The organism is Leisingera aquaemixtae (assembly GCF_006740765.1).
Lineage (GTDB): Bacteria > Pseudomonadota > Alphaproteobacteria > Rhodobacterales > Rhodobacteraceae > Leisingera > Leisingera aquaemixtae.
The window spans coordinates 1,243,525-1,260,924 of record NZ_CP041159.1; the positions used below are offsets into that span (position 1 = coordinate 1,243,525).

Here is a 17,400-nt window from a genome sequence, read left to right on the forward strand (position 1 = left end):
GGCCGGATTTACGGCGGTTTGCGCCGGTGTTGCTTTAATTTTGTTTCGCATTGGGTATATTGCGCGCAGTGGGACAGTATCAGGACAGCGGAAATGCGCAAAGCCGTTGCGGGGTTGGTGATCGCGGTTGTCGGGGCAGGGCAGCCAGTGGCGGCCGAGGTTCTTAGCACGAAAAACCGGCGGGACCTGTTCGCCGCCCATACCCGTGTGCTGGATGGCCGCGCGGCGGCGCAGTACAAGAACTCCGCCCGGTTGCAGCCGCAGACCTATGGGATCCCCTCTGCCGCGGGCACGCTGCCGTATAGCGGCAAGTACCGCGGGCAGTATCTGGACATGGCGCGCGATGCCGCCCGCCAGCATGGCGTGCCCGAAGACCTGTTCCTGCGCCTGGTGCAGCAGGAGAGCAACTGGAACCCGAATGCCAAATCGCACAAGGGGGCGCTGGGGCTGGCGCAGCTGATGCCTGCCACGGCGCGGGCGCTGGGGGTCAACCCGGCGGTGCCGAAGCAGAACCTGGACGGCGGCGCCCGCTACCTGGCGCGGCAGTTTCGCAAGTTCGGCTCCTGGCGGCTGGCGCTGGCGGCCTATAACGCCGGGCCGGACGCGGTGGTGAAACACGGCGGCGTGCCGCCTTACAAGGAAACCCAGAACTATGTGAAGAAGATCTGGGGCAGCTAAGGCTGCCTGCGCGGCCGCACGGGCGCGGCCTGGATTATCTTTGCCCGCGGGTTAATCTGTGGATAACTATTCTTAATGCCCCGTTAACTCCAACGGGACGTCATGCATTTGCCTTAATTTTTCGTGAATCTGGCGGCAGGTTCAGGAGGGAATGCATTGTATATCAACGGCTTCGACGACCGCATTGACCGGGTTGACTGGCAGCCGAGCGCGGTGCCCACGCGTAAAGTGGTCGACAGCGTTCTGGGCAGCCGGCAGCCGCGGCAGCCGCGCAGCGCCGTCCTGAGCCTGGCTGGCGCGGTGACGGGGCTTGTGATCGGCGTGGGTCTCAAGGGCATGGTGCTGCCCGGTTCACCCTGGGGGCCGGGCACCGGGCTGGCGGGCGCGATCGGCGGCAGCCTGGCGCTGGCCGGACTGGCAGCGTCGGTGCCGGGCGCCCTGTTTGCTGCCGTCAAGGGGCAGCAGGCACCGCGGCTGATGCAATTTGCCTCGATGAACCTGCTGATGATCATGATGGTTCTCTGGAGCTGACCGTAACGTCCCCTGCGGGCGTGGGAGAGTTCTGTGGAACCCCATGCGCCGCCGCCGCCGCGCCGCGCATGGGGTTTTGCGTTGCCTAGGGGGGGGGCGCGCGGTGTGTTTACCGCATCTTCACGGCGCTTCGCTATGGTTCTCGGCACCAGCGGAAACCGTGGAGCCAGGATGAACCAGCCCTTAATGCATAACACTTCCGCGCAGCACGGCGCCGGCGCTCTGGAGACTGCCAGTGAACTGGCCAAGGCTGGGAAATACGGCAAGGCACTGCAGCTGCTTTTGGTCTTGCTGCGGCAGGATCCGTCGAATGTCCGGGTGCTGGACCTCACGGCCACCTGCTACCTGGAAATCGGGGACAGCCAGACCGCCGTGCGGCTGCTTGAACTGCTTGCGGACAGCAATCCGGCACTGCCGCAGGCCTGGGGCAAACTTGCGGCCGTCCGGGCCACCAGCGGCGACAAGGCCGGGGCCGTGCAGGCGTTTGAGCAGGCTCTCAGCCAGGCTCCGGGCGACGTGGGGCTGCTTGCGGCCCGGAACCGGCTGGAACCTTTCGCCAGCGATAGCAGCGCAGCCGCCCGGTTGCGGGCGGCGGTGCAGAACACCGGTGCTTCTCAGCGCGACCGGATCCTGTCGCATTTCGCACTGGGCGTGATTGAGGACCGGGCCGGCGCCCCGGCAACCGCGTTTGACCACTATGCCCAGGCCAACGCCCTGACCGAAACCGGCTATGATCACGCCTTCCAGGACGCGCGGCTGCACGCGCAACTGGCGGCGGACTGGACCGGTTCCGCCTGCGGCGAGGCTGCTGACGCGCCCCGTATGCTGTTTGTGACCGGTTTGCCGCGCAGCGGCACAACGCTGCTGGAAACCTGCCTGACGCGGCACTCGCAAATCGACAGCATCGGCGAGAGCGAGGCGCTGTCCAAAACCGCGGCCGCGGTGCGCCGGTATGCAGCCGGGCGGTATGGCGATACCGGCTGGTGGAACTGGCTGGGGCGGCTAGGCCGTGAAGAATTGGAGCAGTTCCGCACGCTGTTTCTGCACAACGCCTTTCCCATGGGCAGACCGGATGCTGCGGTTGTGGTCGACAAGATGCCGCTCAATTGTTTTGAAATGGGGCTGGCGCACTTCCTGCTCCCCAACGCCAGGTTCCTGTTCCTGTCGCGCCACCCTCTGGACGCCGGGCTGTCGATTTTCACCATGAACTTCGGGGCCGGCCACTGGTATTCCTCCCGGCTGGAGTGGATCGGCCATATGACCCGCTGCGTGTACGGTTCACTTCTCGACTACCAGGCAAAGCTGGGAGAGACGCTGCGGGTGCAATCCTTCGAGGCGCTGGTGACCGGGCCCGAAGCGCAGATCCGGTCCGTCCTGCAGCATGCAGGCCTGGAGTGGGAGGAGGACTGCCTCTCCCCGGAACAGAACACACGCGCCGTGCGGACGGCCTCGCTGATGCAGGTGCGCGACAGCATCAATACCGCGGGGCTGGAAAAATGGCGGCGGTATGAAGCGCAGCTGGAGCCGCTCAAGGAGGCCCTGGGCGGGCAGGCGTGGATTGACCAGTGGCAGCAATGGGACCGGAATGCCGCCAAAACCGGCAGGCTGGTGCCGGACGCCGCCTGAACGCGGCTCTGCCGGGGACCGGGTTGCGGTCTGCCGCAACAGAAAGCGCCGCCGCCTGAGCCCAGGCCGCGGCGCTGTTTTATGCACGGCACCTGCCGCCGGAGTTTACTCCGCAGCGACCTTGATCACCGGTTTCATCCGTTCCAGCACCTCGTCGCTCAGGTGGCACTTGACCTGATGGCCGCCGCCCAGCTGGCGCACCGGCGGCACCTCGCGTTCGCACAAACCGCCCGGCACTTCGGACTTCCAGCGGCAGCGGGTCTGGAACGGGCAGCCCGGCGGCGGGTTCATGGCCGAGGGGATATCGCCCTCCAGCACGATGTGCTCCTTCACGACCGAGGTGTCGGCAATCGGCACCGCCGACAGCAAGGCCTCGGTGTAGGGGTGGTAAGGCGGCGCAAAGACCTGATCGGTGGTGCCCAGCTCCACCACATGGCCGAGATACATCACCATCACCCGGTCCGACAGGTAGCGCACGATTGACAGGTCGTGCGAGATGAACAGAAGCGTGGTCTTTTCCTTGCGCTGGATCTCCATCAACAGGTCGGTGACGGCAGCCTGCACCGACACGTCCAGCGCCGAGACGGGTTCGTCCGCTACCACGATGCGGGCGCCGCCGGCAAAGGCACGGGCGATGCCGACGCGCTGCTTTTGGCCGCCGGACAGCTGCCGCGGCATCCGGTCGGCAAAGGCGCGCGGCAGCTTCACCAAGTCCAGAAGCTCCAGCATCCTGCGGCGCCGTTCGGCCTCGGACCCGCCGACACCGAAAATCTCCAGCGCCCGCATGATCTGGCGGCCGACGGTCATCGACGGGTTCAGCGTGTCGAACGGGTTCTGGAACACCATCTGCACGTCGGAGATCGTCTTGGTGTCGCGCTCCTCGATCGGGATCTGCTCGATGTTGCGGTTGTCCAGCAGGATCTGGCCCTCGGTTGCGGTTTCCAGCCCCATCAGCACTTTGGCAAAGGTGGATTTGCCGCAGCCGGATTCGCCGACGATGGCGAGGGTTTCGGATTCGCGCGCCTCGAAGCTCAGCGTCTCGTTGGCCTTCACCACCTTCTTTTCGCCGCCGCCGAACAGCGCATTGGCGGCAACCTCATAATATTTCTTGAGGTTCTCCATCTTCAGGATCACCTTGCCGGGTGGCATCTTCTCTTTCTGATCCGCTAGGGTCAGCGGCGCGTTCCAGTCAATTTCCTCGAACCGCAGACAGCGGGTTTCATGCCGGTCGTTTCCATGCACCGGCGCCATCGGGATCACCCGGTCCGCGTCGCAGCGGCCCTCCTCGAAATAGTCGCAGCGGGGGCCGAAGTTGCAGCCGGGCGGGCGCTCGTGGGGCAGGGGGAAGTTGCCCGGGATCGCCACCAGGGGGCGCGCATTCTTGTCGGCGCCGGGCAGCGGGATCGAGCGGAACAGTGCCTGGGTATAGGGGTGCTGCATCTCGTCAAAGACATCGTGGATCGAGCCGCGCTCCACCGCCTCGCCGGAATACATCACGCAGATACGGTCGCAGGTCTCCAGCACCAGGCCGAGGTTGTGGCTGATGAACAGCATCGAGGTGCCGTATTTCTTGCCCAGGTCCTTGACCAGCTCGACCACTGCGGCCTCCACCGTCACGTCCAGCGCGGTGGTGGGCTCATCCAGGATCAGCAGCGAGGGTTTCGACATCAGCGCCATTGCAATCACGATGCGCTGCTGCTGGCCGCCCGACAGCTGGTGTGGGAAGGAGTTCAGAATCCGCTCCGGGTCGGGCAGGCGCACGTCTGTGACCACCTCAAGGGCGCGCTGATAGGCTTCCTTTTCGCTGACGCCCTCGTGGATCACCGGCACTTCCATCAGTTGCTTGCCGATCCTCATCGCCGGGTTGAGCGAGGCCATCGGCTCCTGATAGATCATCGCGATCTCGTTGCCGCGGATGCCGCGCAGCTCCTCGGCGCTCATCTCGCTCAGATCGCGGCCCTTGAACTTGATGGTGCCGCCGACAATGCGGCCGTTCTTGCCCAGGTCCTGCATCACCCCCAGCGCCACAGTGGATTTGCCGCAGCCGCTTTCGCCGACCAGGCCCACGGCCTCGCCCGGCTGCACCGCCACGGAGAAGTCCATCACCGCGGGGATTTCGCGCAGCCGGGTGAAAAAGGAGATCGACAGTTTGTCAATTTCCAGGATCGGGCCGTTATAGTCTGCCATTTTGGTCATGTTTTCGTCTCCCTGTTGAGGCTGGAAGGAACCGGATCGCTTTCTTCTGGCCTCAAATATCCCGGGGGTCCGGGGGCTGGCCCCCGGTCCCGCCGGTTCGGATCAGTCTTTCAGGCTCTCTTCGCGCAGGCCGTCGGCCAGCAGGTTCAACCCCAGAACCAGCGTCAGGAGCGCGAAGGCGGGCGGCAGGGCCGGGTGCAGGTAGATCGACAACAGCTTGCGCCCGTCATTGATGGTCGAGCCCCAGTCCGGGCTTTCCGGCGGCAGGCCAAGGCCGAAGAAGCCCAAGGTGCCCAGGAGGATGGTGGTATAGCCGATGCGCAGGCAGAAATCGACGATCAGCGGCCCGCGGGCGTTGGGCAGGATCTCCCACAGCATGATGTACCAGGGGCCCTCGCCGCGGGTCTGGGCGGCAGCCACATAGTCGCGGGTTTTGATGTCCAGGGTCAGGCCGCGCACGATGCGGAACACCGTGGGCGAGTTGACGAAGACCACCGACACGAACACCACCAGGATGCCGCCGGGGATGTCGAACATATCCATCGCCCGGGGCAGGCCCCAGATGGCATATTCCGGCGTGTTGATCAGGTAGCCGCCATTGGAGACCAGCTGCAGGTAGAACCAGATGATGGTGCCAAGCACGACCGGCAGCAGCCAGTTGCGCAGCTTGGGGCGGGTGTAATAGCGCGAATTCAGCAGCACCCCGACAAAGATGATCGGGAAGATGAACAGAACGATCGCCATATAGTTCGGCACGCCGGTGGCCACGATCTCGGGCGTCACCAGCAGGTAGAACAGCAGGATCACCGGGAACGCCAGGATCAGGTTCGCCGCAAAGGACAGGAACGTGTCCAGCTTGCCGCCGTAATAGCCCGCGGGCAGGCCCAGGGTGATGCCGACCATAAAGGCAAAAACCGCGGCCATCGGGGCGATCTTGATGACTTCCCAGGCGCCTTTTACCAGGCGGCTGAAGACATCGCGGGCCAGGTTGTCGCCACCCAGCAGATAGTACGGGTATTCGCCTTCGCCGGCGCCGGGCACCGGGGTGCCGGGCAGCTTGTTCTTCATGCCCGAGACCTGGGACAGCGGGTCGTGGGTGACGATCATGTCCATGGCGCCGTAGATGCCGGTGAACACCCAGAACATCACCAGCGCAAAGCCGATCATGCCGATGGGGCTGTCAAACAGCTTGCCGTACAGGCCCAGCCGCCGCTTGAAGCCGATCGAGAGGGCAAACAGGATCACCATCGAAATCCAGACCGGCGACAGCTGGTAGATGATCCGCAGGGCGATTTCAAAAAAACCAAGGGGTTCCATGCTCAGCTGCCTTCCTCAAGAGATCCGGATACGCGGGTTCAGGTACACATAGCCGATGTCGGAAATCAGCTGAGTGACCAGCACCACGACAACTGAGACCACGGAGACGGCCAGCAGCAGTTCGATGTCGTTGTTGCCCGCCGCTTCCACCAGAACCCAGCCGAAGCCCTTGTAGTTGAACAGGGTCTCGACGATCACCACGCCGTTCAGCAGCCAGGGGAACTGCAGCATGATGACGGTGAAGGGGGCGATCAGCGCGTTCCTCAGCGCATGCTTCAGAACGATGTTGTGAAAGCTCACCCCCTTGAGGCGCGCGGTGCGGATATATTGCGCGGTCATCACTTCGGTCATCGAGGCGCGGGTCATCCGGGCAATGTATCCCATGCCGTAGAGCGCAATGGTCAGCACCGGCAGGAAGAAGTTTTCGAAATTCGGGTTGTCCATCGCCGAGGTGGCGGTGCCCTTGAACCATTTCAGCCCGACTGTGGAGGAGGTGAAGACAGCGATGAAGATCACGCCGGAGACATATTCCGGCGTCGCCGTGGTCAGGATCGACGCGGTGGACAGGGTGCGGTCGGTGGCCGTGCCCTCGCGCATCCCGGCCAGAACGCCGATCAGCAGCGCCGAGGGCACCATCAGCATCAGCACCCAGAACATCAGCAGCCCGGTGTTGCCGAGACGTTCGGAGATGATGTCGGAGACTTCATCCTTGAACCGTGTGGAATAGCCCCAGTCGCCCTGCAGAATGCCGCAGAAGGTTGGCGCTTCGGCGGCCTGTTCGGCACTGGCGGTGCCGGTGATGCAGCGGCCGGTCACGCCTTTTTCGGTTTCCCGGGTCCAGCCCGGCAGCACGCCGAGCCACTGGCCGTACTTCGAGACCATGGAGCCGCCATAGCCGTTGGCGTCCAGCCAGCTGGCCACAGCTTCGTCCGACATCCGGAAATTGCCCTGGGTCTTGGCGAGTTTTTCGAGGTTCGGGTAGAGGTTCGTCAGGAAAAACACGATGAACGTCAGGCACAGGGCCGTCAGCAGCATCACGCCCGAGCGTCGGAGAATGAAAAGTCCCATGGGGTCCCCTGTCAGTCTGGCGGATCGGACCCGGTTGCAGGCGCGGGTCTCTTATCGTCTTAGCTGGAGCGCACCGCCCCGGGCGGGGCGGTGCAGGAGGCCGGAGCGGTCCGGGGCGCCTTTCAGGCGGCCCAGCCCCACTTGTAGTGGTGATGCTCAAACGCGATGTGCATGTCGGCTCCGGCGACGCCTTCACGCAGATGGCGGTACAGCGAGCGCCAGTAGGGCTGGATGGTGACGCCTTCCTCCTGGATCAGCATCTCGCCCTTCTTGGCGATCTCGCGGCGCTTGTCGGCGTCGGCGATGGACAGCGCTTCGGTCAGCAGCGCGTCGAACTCGGGGTTGGACCAGCCGAATTCGTTCCATGCCTCACCCGATTTATAGGCCAGCGCCCAGATCTGAACGCCCAGCGGACGGTGGTTCCAGTTGGTGGAGCTGAACGGATACTTCACCCAGTCGTTCCAGAAGGTCGAGCCCGGCAGAACCGTCCGCTTCACCTTGAACCCGGCATCGCGCATCTGCGCTGCCACCGCGTCGGTGGTATTGCGGCGCCAGTCGTCGTCGATGGACAGCAGTTCGTGCTCAAAGTCCATCATGCCGGCCTCTTCCATCAGCGCGCGGGCGGCTTCGGGATCGGCCTGCAGCGGCGGCAGTTCCGCGTATTCCGGGTGGATCGGGCCGACATGGTGGTTTTCGGCCGGCTCGCCGCGGCCGCCATAGCCCAGCTCCAGGCAGACAGCGTTGTCCACGGCCATCTGGATGGCCTTGCGGACGCGTTTGTCGGCGTAGGGTTTCTTGCCGTCGATTTCCGCCAGCTGGTTCGGGCGGATCACCAGGGTTGCCATGGTGACAACCTCGGATTTCTGATAGCCAAGGCCGTCCAGAACGTCGATGAATTCGCCCACGGATTCATGCAGCATATCGACTTCGTCGGATTCCAGCGCCGCCATCCATGACGACGGGTCGGTGCCGAAGTCGATGTATTCGATGCGGTCCAGGGCGGGCTTGCCAAAGACGGACTCGCCCCACCAGGCGTGATCGGCGTTGCGTTCCAGCGTGGCCTTCACACCCACTTCCAGCTCGCTCAGCAGGTACGGGCCGGTGCCCACGTTGGAGAGGAAGTCGTCGTTCTGGTAGCTGGAGTGCACGACGGCCGCCGGATAGTCGGACATGCCGGCAATCAGCGAGATGTCTGAGGACGGCAGGTTCAGCCTCACGGTATGGCCGTCGATCACTTCGATGCCGCCCTCCACGGCCTTGCCGGAGGCCTCGTCGATCAGGGTGCCGAAACGGCCGGCCATGGAGTTGCCCTCAACCGACTTGTCGCACCAGCCTTCGATGTTGCGGGCCACGTCCTCGGCGGTGAAGTCGTCGCCGTTGTTCCACTTGACGCCCTGACGGACATTCAGCGTGTAAACGGTGGCGTCTTCGTTGATTTCCCAGCTTTCCAGCAGCATCGGGCTGAACGAGCCGTCGTTGTTGTACTCAACCAGGTATTCCAGGGTGCCGCGGGTCTGGTTGCCCATTTCCGACCAGTCATAGGTGCGCGGGTCCTTCAGCGGGCGCACGCTCATCTGCACGCGCAGGGTGCCGCCGTCCTGCATGCCCTCGGCGGCCTTGGCCGGCGCCGTCATGCCGATCATGCCATAGGCTGCGGTTGCGGTGACCCCCAGCGCGGTTGCGCGGGTCAGGAATTCGCGGCGGTCGAGCTTGCCTTCGAACACTTCCTTGGCATGCATTTTGGCGGCCCAATGCACCGGTGCTCCGTTGATGGTGTCTTTGGTCATCTAGGTCTCCCTGTTGTAGCGTTTGATCTTAATTATCTTGCGAAACGCCTATCGGCTCAGCGGCTTGCTGAGCGCCTTGTGAAGCGCGTTTTGGATTAAAGTTTCCCCATAGCTGTATTCGGGCAGAGATATGCTCTTTCGTCAATGCACTGTTTCGCCGTTTCACCGCATAAATACGACATTTGCGGCGTCGTTTTCATGAATGGAAAGGGCATGCGGCGGCATACTGTTCAAAACTGCCCAGTACGGGGGCGGATTCCAGCGCCAAGCGCCAAAGATGCAAGAATCTGCTGGCGAATCAACCTATTGGGATTTCGCGCGTGCCGTTTTGCGCAGGGCGCTGGGGGGCTGGCCGGTGTGCTGGGTGATGAACCTGGTGAAATAGGCGGCGCTTCCGAAGCCCAGCTGGCTGGCGATATCGCGGATGGGCAGGTCAGAGGCGATCAGCAGGCTGCGGGCGGAATGCAGCTGACGCTCGGTCAGCAGCGCGGCGGCGGTCTTGCCGGTTTCGGCCTTGCAGACCCGGGTCAGGTGTGTCGGTGTCACCTTCAGCGCTGCGGCATGGTCCGCCATGGTCGCCTGCCGGTCCTGCAACCCGGCCACCTGCTGGCAATAGGCCAGGCACAAGCGCTGCGCCGCCGTCTGCCGCGCGGCCCGGCCGCCGGGGTCCGGCTGGCGGCGCAGGGAAATGGCGGCCAGTTCGCAATGCGCCTGCACGGCGCGGCGCCAGAACGGCGCCTGGGCCGACTGCTCGCGGCTGATTGCCTCGAACAAGCTGGTCAGCCGGGTTTGCTCCTGCAGGCTGGTGACGCGCTTATGGCAGGACGATGCGGGAAAGGGCGGCAGCAGCGGGCCGGTCACTGTCAGCACGTGACCCAGGCACTGGCGGGAGAATTCGGCGGACCACAGCGTGTCGGCCGGGATGAAGATGGCGCTGTGCGGTCCGAACCCGCGCTGCCCGCCATTGAGGCACATGCGGCCCTGTCCGCGGGTGATCCAGATCAGCAGGTGGTCGCTGCGGCTGTGCGACAGGGCGGTTTGCCAGGCGCCGTCCGGGCTCAGGCTGGCCAACGGGGCGGCGTGAATGTCCGCGGAGAAGTCTGGATCAAATGGCATCTGTTGCCTTGGGCATAAAAAAGATTTGCCGCAACAGGCCAGAAAACGCTGATTCTGGCAAGTTTCCGCCGAGTGAAGCGGAAATTGATTTGGGTTTTACTGAACCGCCGCGTTGGCGGCGCCCGGCTAGGGCAGTGCCACCTGGTGCCAGTCCTTCATCCGGGCGCGGAACCAGCTGCGCTGGCGCTTGGCAAACCGACGGGTGGCGATGGCGGCGCGCTCTTCGGCTTCTGCCAGCGTAAGCTGCCCCCGGGCATAGCCCATCAGCTCCGGCACGCCGATCGCCTTGCAGGAGGGCAGGGCGGGGTCGTAGCGGTCCTGCATCGCCTCAATCTCCGCCATTGCGCCCTGATCCAGCATCAGGCCGAACCGTTTGCGGATGCGGGCCTCCAGCCAGTCCTTACCGGAGTTCAGCACCATTGCGGTGCAGCGGGACAGCGGCAGCGCCGGGGCAGGGGTGTCGTCCTGCCAGCTGGCCAGCGGCCGCCCGGTGGCCTTCAGCACCTCCCAGGCGCGCTGCACCCGGGCACGGTTCTGCAGGTCGATGCGGCTGGCGGTTTTGGGGTCCAGCTCTGCCCGGAGCACCTCCAGCGGCAGGGCGTCGCCTTCTGCCCGCACTGCGGCCGGTGTGGGCGGGATGTCGGCCATGCCTTCGGTCAGGGCGGTAAAGTACAGGCCGGTGCCGCCGACGATAATCGGCCGCTCCGGCCCGTCCAGCAGCGGCAGCACCTCGCGCAGCCAATGGCCGGCGGAATATTCGGCGTCATAGGCCACATGGCCGTACAGCGCGTGCGGCGCCCGGGCCTCCTCCTCAGGCGAGGGGCGGGCGGTGATCACCCGCCAGCAGTCATAAAGCTGGCTGGCGTCGGCGTTGACGATAACACCACCCTGGCGCGCGGCAATTTCCAGCGCCAGCGCGGATTTCCCGGAGGCGGTGGGGCCTGCAATCAGCACAGGCAAATCCGGGTCGGTGTCGGGCAGGGTCATGCGGGTGCGGTCCGTTTCCAAGGCCGGTTCCGCAATTCTCGGCGGAAACCGCGCTGCGCGGATTGAAACCGGCAGCGAATTACTCCATTTTGCGCGCAAATTAACCCTCACATCTTCTGGAGCGCAACATGCCTCAACCGCAAGACAAGCCGGATCTGGATCCGGCCGCCGCCTATAAACGCGTCATGCTGAAAATTTCCGGCGAGGCATTGATGGGCGACCAGGGGTTCGGCCTGCACCCGCCGACCGTGCAGCGCATCGCCCGCGAGGTGAAATCGGTGCGCGACATGGGGGTCGAGATCTGCATGGTGATCGGCGGCGGCAACATCTTCCGCGGCCTCTCTGGCTCGGCCCAGGGGATGGAACGCACCACCGCCGACTACATGGGGATGCTGGCCACGGTGATGAACGCGCTGGCGATGCAGTCGGCGCTGGAGGGCATGGGCGTCTTCACCCGGGTGATCTCGGCGATCCGCATGGATGAAGTGGCGGAACCCTATATCCGCCGCCGCGCCGTGCGCCACTTGGAGAAGAAGCGGGTCTGCATCTTTGCGGCCGGAACCGGCAACCCCTATTTCACCACCGACACCGCCGCGACCCTGCGCGCCAACGAGATGGCCTGCGAGGCGATCTTCATGGGCAAGAACGGCGTCGACGGTGTCTATGACAAGGACCCCAAGGTGCACCCCGATGCGGTGCGGTATGATGAAATCAGCTATGATGATGTCTTTGCCAAGCGGCTGAAGGTAATGGATGCCTCCGCTATTGCCCTGGCGCGCGACAACAACCTGCCGCTGATCGTGTTCCCGCTGGATGAGCCGGGCGGCTTCCGCGGTATTCTGTCGGGCAAGGGGACCTACACCAAGGTCCAGGGCTAAGCGCCCGCAGCCTTGATGAAATCCGGACGCGGGCCAGCGATTTGGCCCGCGTTTTTTATCCTGCCGCCAATTACCCTCTGCGCCCAGGCTCCAGCAGGCCGCATTCTGCCCGCGCGCCGCCGCAGCAATCGCAGGAAAAACGCGGCGGGCGGGCTATTTGGAGGTATGCGGGAGCAGGCGCCGGGGCTCCGCTTTGGGCGGGAAGTTGCGGCAAATCCTCCCCATGATCGCTATACATCAGCCTTCCAATGGCTTATGAGCCAAGTGAAGACCGCCTCAGATAAGGGGAGAGAGCAGCATGTCTGATGAATTTGAACTGGATACCGACGATCTGAAACGCCGCATGGATGGCGCCATGGCCAATCTGCGCACCGAATTTGCCTCCCTGCGCACCGGCCGGGCCTCGGCCTCGATGCTGGAGCCGGTGATGGTGGATGCCTATGGCGCGATGACGCCGATCAACCAGGTCGGCACCGTCAACGTGCCGGAGCCGCGCATGGTCACCATCAACGTCTGGGACAAGGGCCTGGTCGGAAAGGTGGAAAAGGCGATCCGCGAATCCGGCCTGGGCATCAACCCGCAGCTCAACGGCACCATCATCATGCTGCCGATCCCGGAGCTGAACGAGGAACGCCGCCGCGAGCTGACCAAGGTGGCCGGCCAGTACGCCGAGCACGCCCGCGTGTCGATCCGCAATGTCCGCCGCGACGGCATGGACCAGATCAAGAAGGCCAAGACCGACGGCATGTCGGAAGACGATCAGAAGTTCTGGGAAGCCGAGGTGCAGGAGCTGACCGACAAGATGATCAAGCATGTGGACGAGGCGCTTGAGACCAAGCAAGCCGAGATCATGCAGGTCTGACGGCGCATTATGCCGGGAGATGCAAATCCGCAGATGAGCCCCGCCGGACCGGTTCCGGCGGCCCGCTCCGGCCCGCGCCATGTGGCCATCATCATGGACGGCAATGGCCGCTGGGCGCAGGCCCGCGGGCGGCCGCGGCTGTTCGGCCACCATGCCGGCGCGCGCCGGGTTCGTGAAGTTGTCGAGTGCTGCCCAGGTCTGGGCGTCGAATACCTGACCATCTTTGCCTTCTCGACCGAGAACTGGAAGCGCACGCAGACCGAAGTCGCCGGTCTGATGAGCCTGTTCCGCCGCTATATCTCCAAGGAAATGAATGCCTTGGCGGAAAAGAACGTCCGGGTGCGCTTTATCGGCGACCGGGTGCGGCTGGACGCCAAGCTGATTGACCTGATGGACAAGCTGGAGCGCAAGACCGAAGGCAACAGCGGCACCCAGCTGACCATCGCGCTGAACTATGGCGGCCGCGACGAGGTGGCCCGCGCCACCAAGCGGCTGGCGCGGGATGTGGCCGAGGGCCGCCTGGACCCGGAAAAGGTCGATGAGGAAACCCTGCCGCGCTATCTGGACACCCACGTGCTGCCGGACCCGGATCTGGTGATCCGCACCAGCGGCGAGGCGCGGATTTCGAACTTCCTGCTATGGCAGTCGGCCTATGCGGAGTATGAGTTCATCGACACCCTGTGGCCGGATTTCACGGCTGAGGAACTGGCGCGGCTGTGCGGCAGCTATGGCCGCCGCGAGCGCCGGTTCGGGGCTGTCAAGACATGAGCGCTGACAGGGGCCGCTGGGCCGACCTTCTGCCGCGGGTTCTGTCGGCCATCGTGATGGTCCTGGCGGGCGGCTATGCCGTCTGGGCCGGCGGTCTGGTGTTTGATGCGGTGATCGCGCTGTGCTGCGGCGGCATGATCTGGGAACTGGTGCGGATGCTGGCGTCGGACCGCGGCGGCCTTGCGCTGCAGCTCGGCGCGGTTTCTGCCGCGGCGGTTCTGCTGGCGTCCCTCTTGCCGGTGATCTGGGTGGTGCCCTTGCTGGCGGCGCCGGTTGCGGCCGGGTTCAGCCAGTTCGATCGCAACCGCCATTATTTCTCCGGCTGCGCGATCTGGGTGCTGTTTGCCGGCTTTGGCTTTATCTGGCTGCGCGGCCAGATGGGGATCGAATGGATGCTGTGGCTCATTGGCGTCGTGGTGGCGACCGATGTGGCGGGCTACTTCGCGGGCAAGGCCATTGGCGGGCCCAAGTTCTGGCCGCGGGTCAGCCCCAAGAAAACCTGGAGCGGCACCGCCGCCGGCTGGCTGGCCGCTGCGCTGGTGGGGGCGGTCTTTACCGCGCAAGAGGGTCTGGGCTTTGGCATCGTGGTGCTGTCGGTGCTGCTGTCGATGGCCAGCCAGGCTGGCGATGTCGCAGAAAGCGCGCTGAAACGGAAGATGGGCGTCAAGGATTCCAGCGCGCTGATTCCGGGCCACGGCGGGCTGTTCGACCGGTTCGACGGAATGCTGGGCGCTGCGGCCATGTTCCTGGCCGTGACCGCCATCTGGGGATAACCAGGCAGGAAGAATTATGCGGAAAGTTTCGATTTTCGGCGCCACCGGGTCGATTGGGCAGAACACCATCGACCTGATCCGGCGCGCGCCGGGTGCCTATGACGTGGTGGCCCTGACCGGCGGCGCGAATATCGCGCGGCTGGCAGAGGATGCCATTGCGCTGCAGGCGGATGTGGCCGTTACCGCCTATGACGACCGCCTGCCGGATCTGCGGGCGGCGCTGGCAGGCTCCGGCGTGGAGGCGGCCGCCGGGCAGGCGGCCCTGGTCGAGGCGGCGGCGCGCCCGGCGGACTGGATCATGTCGGCCATCGTCGGCGCGGCCGGTCTGGCGCCGGGGCTGGAGGCGCTGAAACACGGCACCACCCTGGCGCTGGCCAACAAGGAATCGCTGGTCTGCGCGGGCCGGCTGCTGCTGGAGACGGCCGAGAAGCACGGCGCCCGGCTGCTGCCGGTGGACAGCGAGCATTCGGCGGTGTTTCAGGGGCTGGTGGGCGAGGACATCGAAGCCGTCGAGCGGATCGTCATCACCGCCTCCGGCGGCGCGTTCCGCGATTGGCCGCTGGAGGATCTGCCCAAGGCAACCCTGGCGCAGGCGTCCTCGCACCCCAACTGGGACATGGGGCAGCGGATTACCATCGACAGCGCATCGATGTTCAACAAGGCGCTGGAAGTCATTGAAACCCGGGAATACTTTGGCGTCCGCCCGGATCAGATCGAAGTGCTGGTGCATCCCGAATCCCTGGTTCATGCGCTGGTCGGCTTCAACGACGGGGCGCTGATGGCGCATCTGGGGGCCGCCGACATGCGGCACGCCATCGGCTATGCGCTGCATTGGCCGGACCGCCAGCACCTGCCGGTAGAGCGGCTGGACCTCGCCCGCATCGGTCAGCTGAACTTCCGCGCCCCGGACCCCGCCCGCTATCCGGCGCTGCGGCTGGCCTATGAGGTGATGGAGCGCGGCGGCATGATGGGCGCGGCCTTCAATGCTGCCAAGGAACAGGCGCTGGACGCGTTCATCGCAGGCCGCATCCGTTTCACCGGCATGGCGGCAGTAACCGAAGCCGTGCTGGAGCGTTTCGCGGCAGAGAGCAGCCTGATTGATGCTGCAATGACACTTGATAACGTGACCCGGGTTGACCATCTCGCACGGCAAGAGGCTGCCAGGGCCGCAGAAAAACAAATAGGGTAGATCTTTGGACATTTTGGCTTTTGTCCCGCAGTTTGGCGGTTTTCTTTATACGATCGCCAGCTTTGTCGTCGCGCTGTCGGTGATTGTGGCTGTGCATGAGTACGGCCACTACATCGTCGGCCGCTGGTCGGGCATTCACGCAGAAGTGTTCTCCCTCGGGTTCGGCCCGGTGCTTTGGAGCCGGGTGGACAGGCACGGCACCCGCTGGCAGATCGCGGCGCTGCCTTTTGGCGGCTATGTGAAGTTTCTGGGCGATGCCGATGCGGCCTCTGGCAAGGATGCCGAGGCGATGCAGGCGGCCGCCGAGGACCCGGCGGCGCTGCGCCGGACCATGCATGGCGCGCCCCTGTGGGCCCGCTCGGCAACGGTTGCGGCCGGCCCTTTGTTCAACTTCGTGATGTCGGCCATCATCTTTGCCGCCGTGGCGATGTCGCAGGGGGTGATGCGCGATCCGCTGACCGTCGGGGACATGGCGCCGATGGCCGGTGTTGAAAACGGTCTGCAGCAGGGGGATGAGCTGATCTCCGCAGGCGGCCTGCCGGTGCCGAGCTATCTGGACACCGAAGCCTGGGAAGATTTCCGCACGGCGCTGCCGCAGCAGCAGCCGCTGGACTATCAGGTGCGCCGCGACGGCGCGGAACTCAGCGTCAGCGGCCCGTATCTGTACCCGCCGTACGTGCGCGGCGTGGTGCCGCGCAGCGCGGCTTCGGATGCCGGGCTGCAGCCGGATGACCTGATCGTCGCGGTGGACGGCACATCGCTGGTGTCTTTTGATCAGCTGAAGGAGCTTGTCGAAGCGGCGGACGGCAAGGTGCTGGTGCTGGATGTGCTGCGCGACGGCGAAACGGTCGAGATGGCCCTGGCGCCGCGGCGCACGGATGAACCGCTGCCCGACGGCGGTTTTGCCACCCGCTGGCGGATCGGCATTATTGGCGGGCTGGCGTTTGAGCCGGCCACCGACAAGGCCGGGCTGGGCGAGTCGCTGGCGGCGGGCGCTTACCAGGTCTGGGCGGTGGTCGGCACGTCCCTGTCGGGTCTGAAGCATATGATTACCGGCGCCATCAGCACCTGCAACCTGTCCGGGCCGATCGGCATTGCCGAAACCTCCGGCGCGATGGCCAGCCAGGGGGCGGAAAGCTTCATCCGCTTCATTGCGGTGCTGTCCACCGCGGTGGGGCTGCTGAACCTGTTCCCGGTGCCGGCGCTGGATGGCGGCCACCTGATGTTCTACGCCTATGAGGCCGTGGCGGGCCGTCCGCCCAGCGACCGGGCGGTGCGGGTGCTGATGTCGCTTGGCATTGCCATCGTGCTGTCGCTGATGGTGTTTGCGCTTGGCAACGACCTGTTCTGCTGAGCGGGCAGGCAGCAGCGCCAAGGGGCGGCCACAGTGCCGCCCAACTGCCGCCACATTCCCCCGTTAACGTTTTATCAATTCGCGCAGGCTGCGACAGCGCTGCCGCGCGGAGACGCAAACGTAAACTGGGGGATGACCGATGCAGACACTCTCGCACTCTTACCGCGGCCTTGGCCTGCTGATGCGGCTGAACTGGGACCGGGCGCTGACCGGATTTGCCATCGTTGGCGCGCTGACCGCAGGCACCTGGCTCGCCACGTTGTGATTCCC

At 64.9% G+C, this 17,400-nt stretch carries 16 protein-coding genes; 10 read left to right on the plus strand and 6 right to left on the minus strand.

What is annotated here, in order from left to right; genetic code table 11:
* Nucleotides 1-93 precede the first annotated feature (93 nt).
* From R2C4_RS07740 to R2C4_RS07750, 3 genes are all read left to right on the plus strand, one after another.
* Nucleotides 94-678 carry a lytic transglycosylase domain-containing protein gene (locus R2C4_RS07740; RefSeq protein ID WP_141890191.1) on the plus strand — a complete coding sequence of 195 codons (585 nt, stop codon included), beginning with the start codon at nt 94-96 and terminating at the stop codon, nt 676-678.
* A 156-nt stretch (nt 679-834) separates the two neighbouring features.
* Nucleotides 835-1,209 carry a hypothetical protein gene (locus R2C4_RS07745; protein ID WP_058286737.1) on the plus strand — a complete coding sequence of 125 codons (375 nt, stop codon included), beginning with the start codon at nt 835-837 and terminating at the stop codon, nt 1,207-1,209.
* A gap of 186 nt (nt 1,210-1,395) precedes the next feature.
* On the plus strand, nt 1,396-2,835 hold the full coding sequence (locus tag R2C4_RS07750; RefSeq protein ID WP_167510249.1) for a tetratricopeptide repeat-containing sulfotransferase family protein: 1,440 nt from the start codon (nt 1,396-1,398) through the stop codon (nt 2,833-2,835).
* Between the two features lie 105 nt (nt 2,836-2,940).
* Here R2C4_RS07750 and R2C4_RS07755 read toward each other — a convergent pair whose 3' ends face one another.
* The 6 genes from R2C4_RS07755 to miaA form a co-directional block, all read right to left on the minus strand.
* Nucleotides 2,941-5,031 carry a dipeptide ABC transporter ATP-binding protein gene (locus R2C4_RS07755; protein ID WP_058286739.1) on the minus strand — a complete coding sequence of 697 codons (2,091 nt, stop codon included), beginning with the start codon at nt 5,029-5,031 and terminating at the stop codon, nt 2,941-2,943.
* A gap of 102 nt (nt 5,032-5,133) precedes the next feature.
* Nucleotides 5,134-6,348, minus strand: coding sequence for an ABC transporter permease (locus R2C4_RS07760; RefSeq protein ID WP_058286740.1), 1,215 nt, complete (start codon nt 6,346-6,348; stop codon nt 5,134-5,136).
* 15 nt (nt 6,349-6,363) lie between these two features.
* Nucleotides 6,364-7,416 carry an ABC transporter permease gene (locus tag R2C4_RS07765; protein WP_058286741.1) on the minus strand — a complete coding sequence of 351 codons (1,053 nt, stop codon included), beginning with the start codon at nt 7,414-7,416 and terminating at the stop codon, nt 6,364-6,366.
* A 122-nt stretch (nt 7,417-7,538) separates the two neighbouring features.
* On the minus strand, nt 7,539-9,203 hold the full coding sequence (locus R2C4_RS07770; RefSeq protein ID WP_141890193.1) for an ABC transporter substrate-binding protein: 1,665 nt from the start codon (nt 9,201-9,203) through the stop codon (nt 7,539-7,541).
* 303 nt (nt 9,204-9,506) lie between these two features.
* Nucleotides 9,507-10,319, minus strand: coding sequence for a helix-turn-helix transcriptional regulator (locus R2C4_RS07775; RefSeq protein WP_141890194.1), 813 nt, complete (start codon nt 10,317-10,319; stop codon nt 9,507-9,509).
* 126 nt (nt 10,320-10,445) lie between these two features.
* Nucleotides 10,446-11,306, minus strand: a complete 861-nt coding sequence (gene miaA, locus R2C4_RS07780; RefSeq protein ID WP_141892064.1) for a tRNA (adenosine(37)-N6)-dimethylallyltransferase MiaA — start codon at nt 11,304-11,306, stop codon at nt 10,446-10,448.
* A 128-nt stretch (nt 11,307-11,434) separates the two neighbouring features.
* Between miaA and pyrH the strand changes: the two genes are divergently transcribed.
* The 7 genes from pyrH (at nt 11,435) to R2C4_RS21465 (ending at nt 17,395) form a co-directional block, all read left to right on the plus strand.
* Nucleotides 11,435-12,184, plus strand: a complete 750-nt coding sequence (pyrH, locus tag R2C4_RS07785; RefSeq protein ID WP_058286744.1) for a UMP kinase — start codon at nt 11,435-11,437, stop codon at nt 12,182-12,184.
* A 298-nt stretch (nt 12,185-12,482) separates the two neighbouring features.
* On the plus strand, nt 12,483-13,046 hold the full coding sequence (frr, locus tag R2C4_RS07790) for a ribosome recycling factor (RefSeq protein WP_058286745.1): 564 nt from the start codon (nt 12,483-12,485) through the stop codon (nt 13,044-13,046).
* Nucleotides 13,047-13,055: 9 nt separating this feature from the next.
* On the plus strand, nt 13,056-13,814 hold the full coding sequence (locus R2C4_RS07795; RefSeq protein WP_058286746.1) for an undecaprenyl pyrophosphate synthase: 759 nt from the start codon (nt 13,056-13,058) through the stop codon (nt 13,812-13,814).
* Complete coding sequence (locus R2C4_RS07800) at nt 13,811-14,587, plus strand: phosphatidate cytidylyltransferase (protein WP_141890195.1); 777 nt, start codon at nt 13,811-13,813, stop codon at nt 14,585-14,587. Before R2C4_RS07795 ends, R2C4_RS07800 begins: the two co-directional genes overlap by 4 nt.
* Nucleotides 14,588-14,603: 16 nt before the next feature.
* Nucleotides 14,604-15,776 (plus strand): 1-deoxy-D-xylulose-5-phosphate reductoisomerase, encoded by a 1,173-nt coding sequence (dxr, locus tag R2C4_RS07805; protein WP_141890196.1) that lies wholly within the window; start codon nt 14,604-14,606, stop codon nt 15,774-15,776.
* Nucleotides 15,777-15,780: 4 nt separating this feature from the next.
* Nucleotides 15,781-17,130 (plus strand): RIP metalloprotease RseP, encoded by a 1,350-nt coding sequence (gene rseP, locus R2C4_RS07810; RefSeq protein ID WP_141890197.1) that lies wholly within the window; start codon nt 15,781-15,783, stop codon nt 17,128-17,130.
* Between the two features lie 139 nt (nt 17,131-17,269).
* Entirely contained in the window at nt 17,270-17,395 is a 126-nt protein-coding gene (locus R2C4_RS21465) for a hypothetical protein (RefSeq protein ID WP_259937689.1), read from the plus strand.
* The last annotated feature ends 5 nt before the right edge of the window (nt 17,396-17,400 follow it).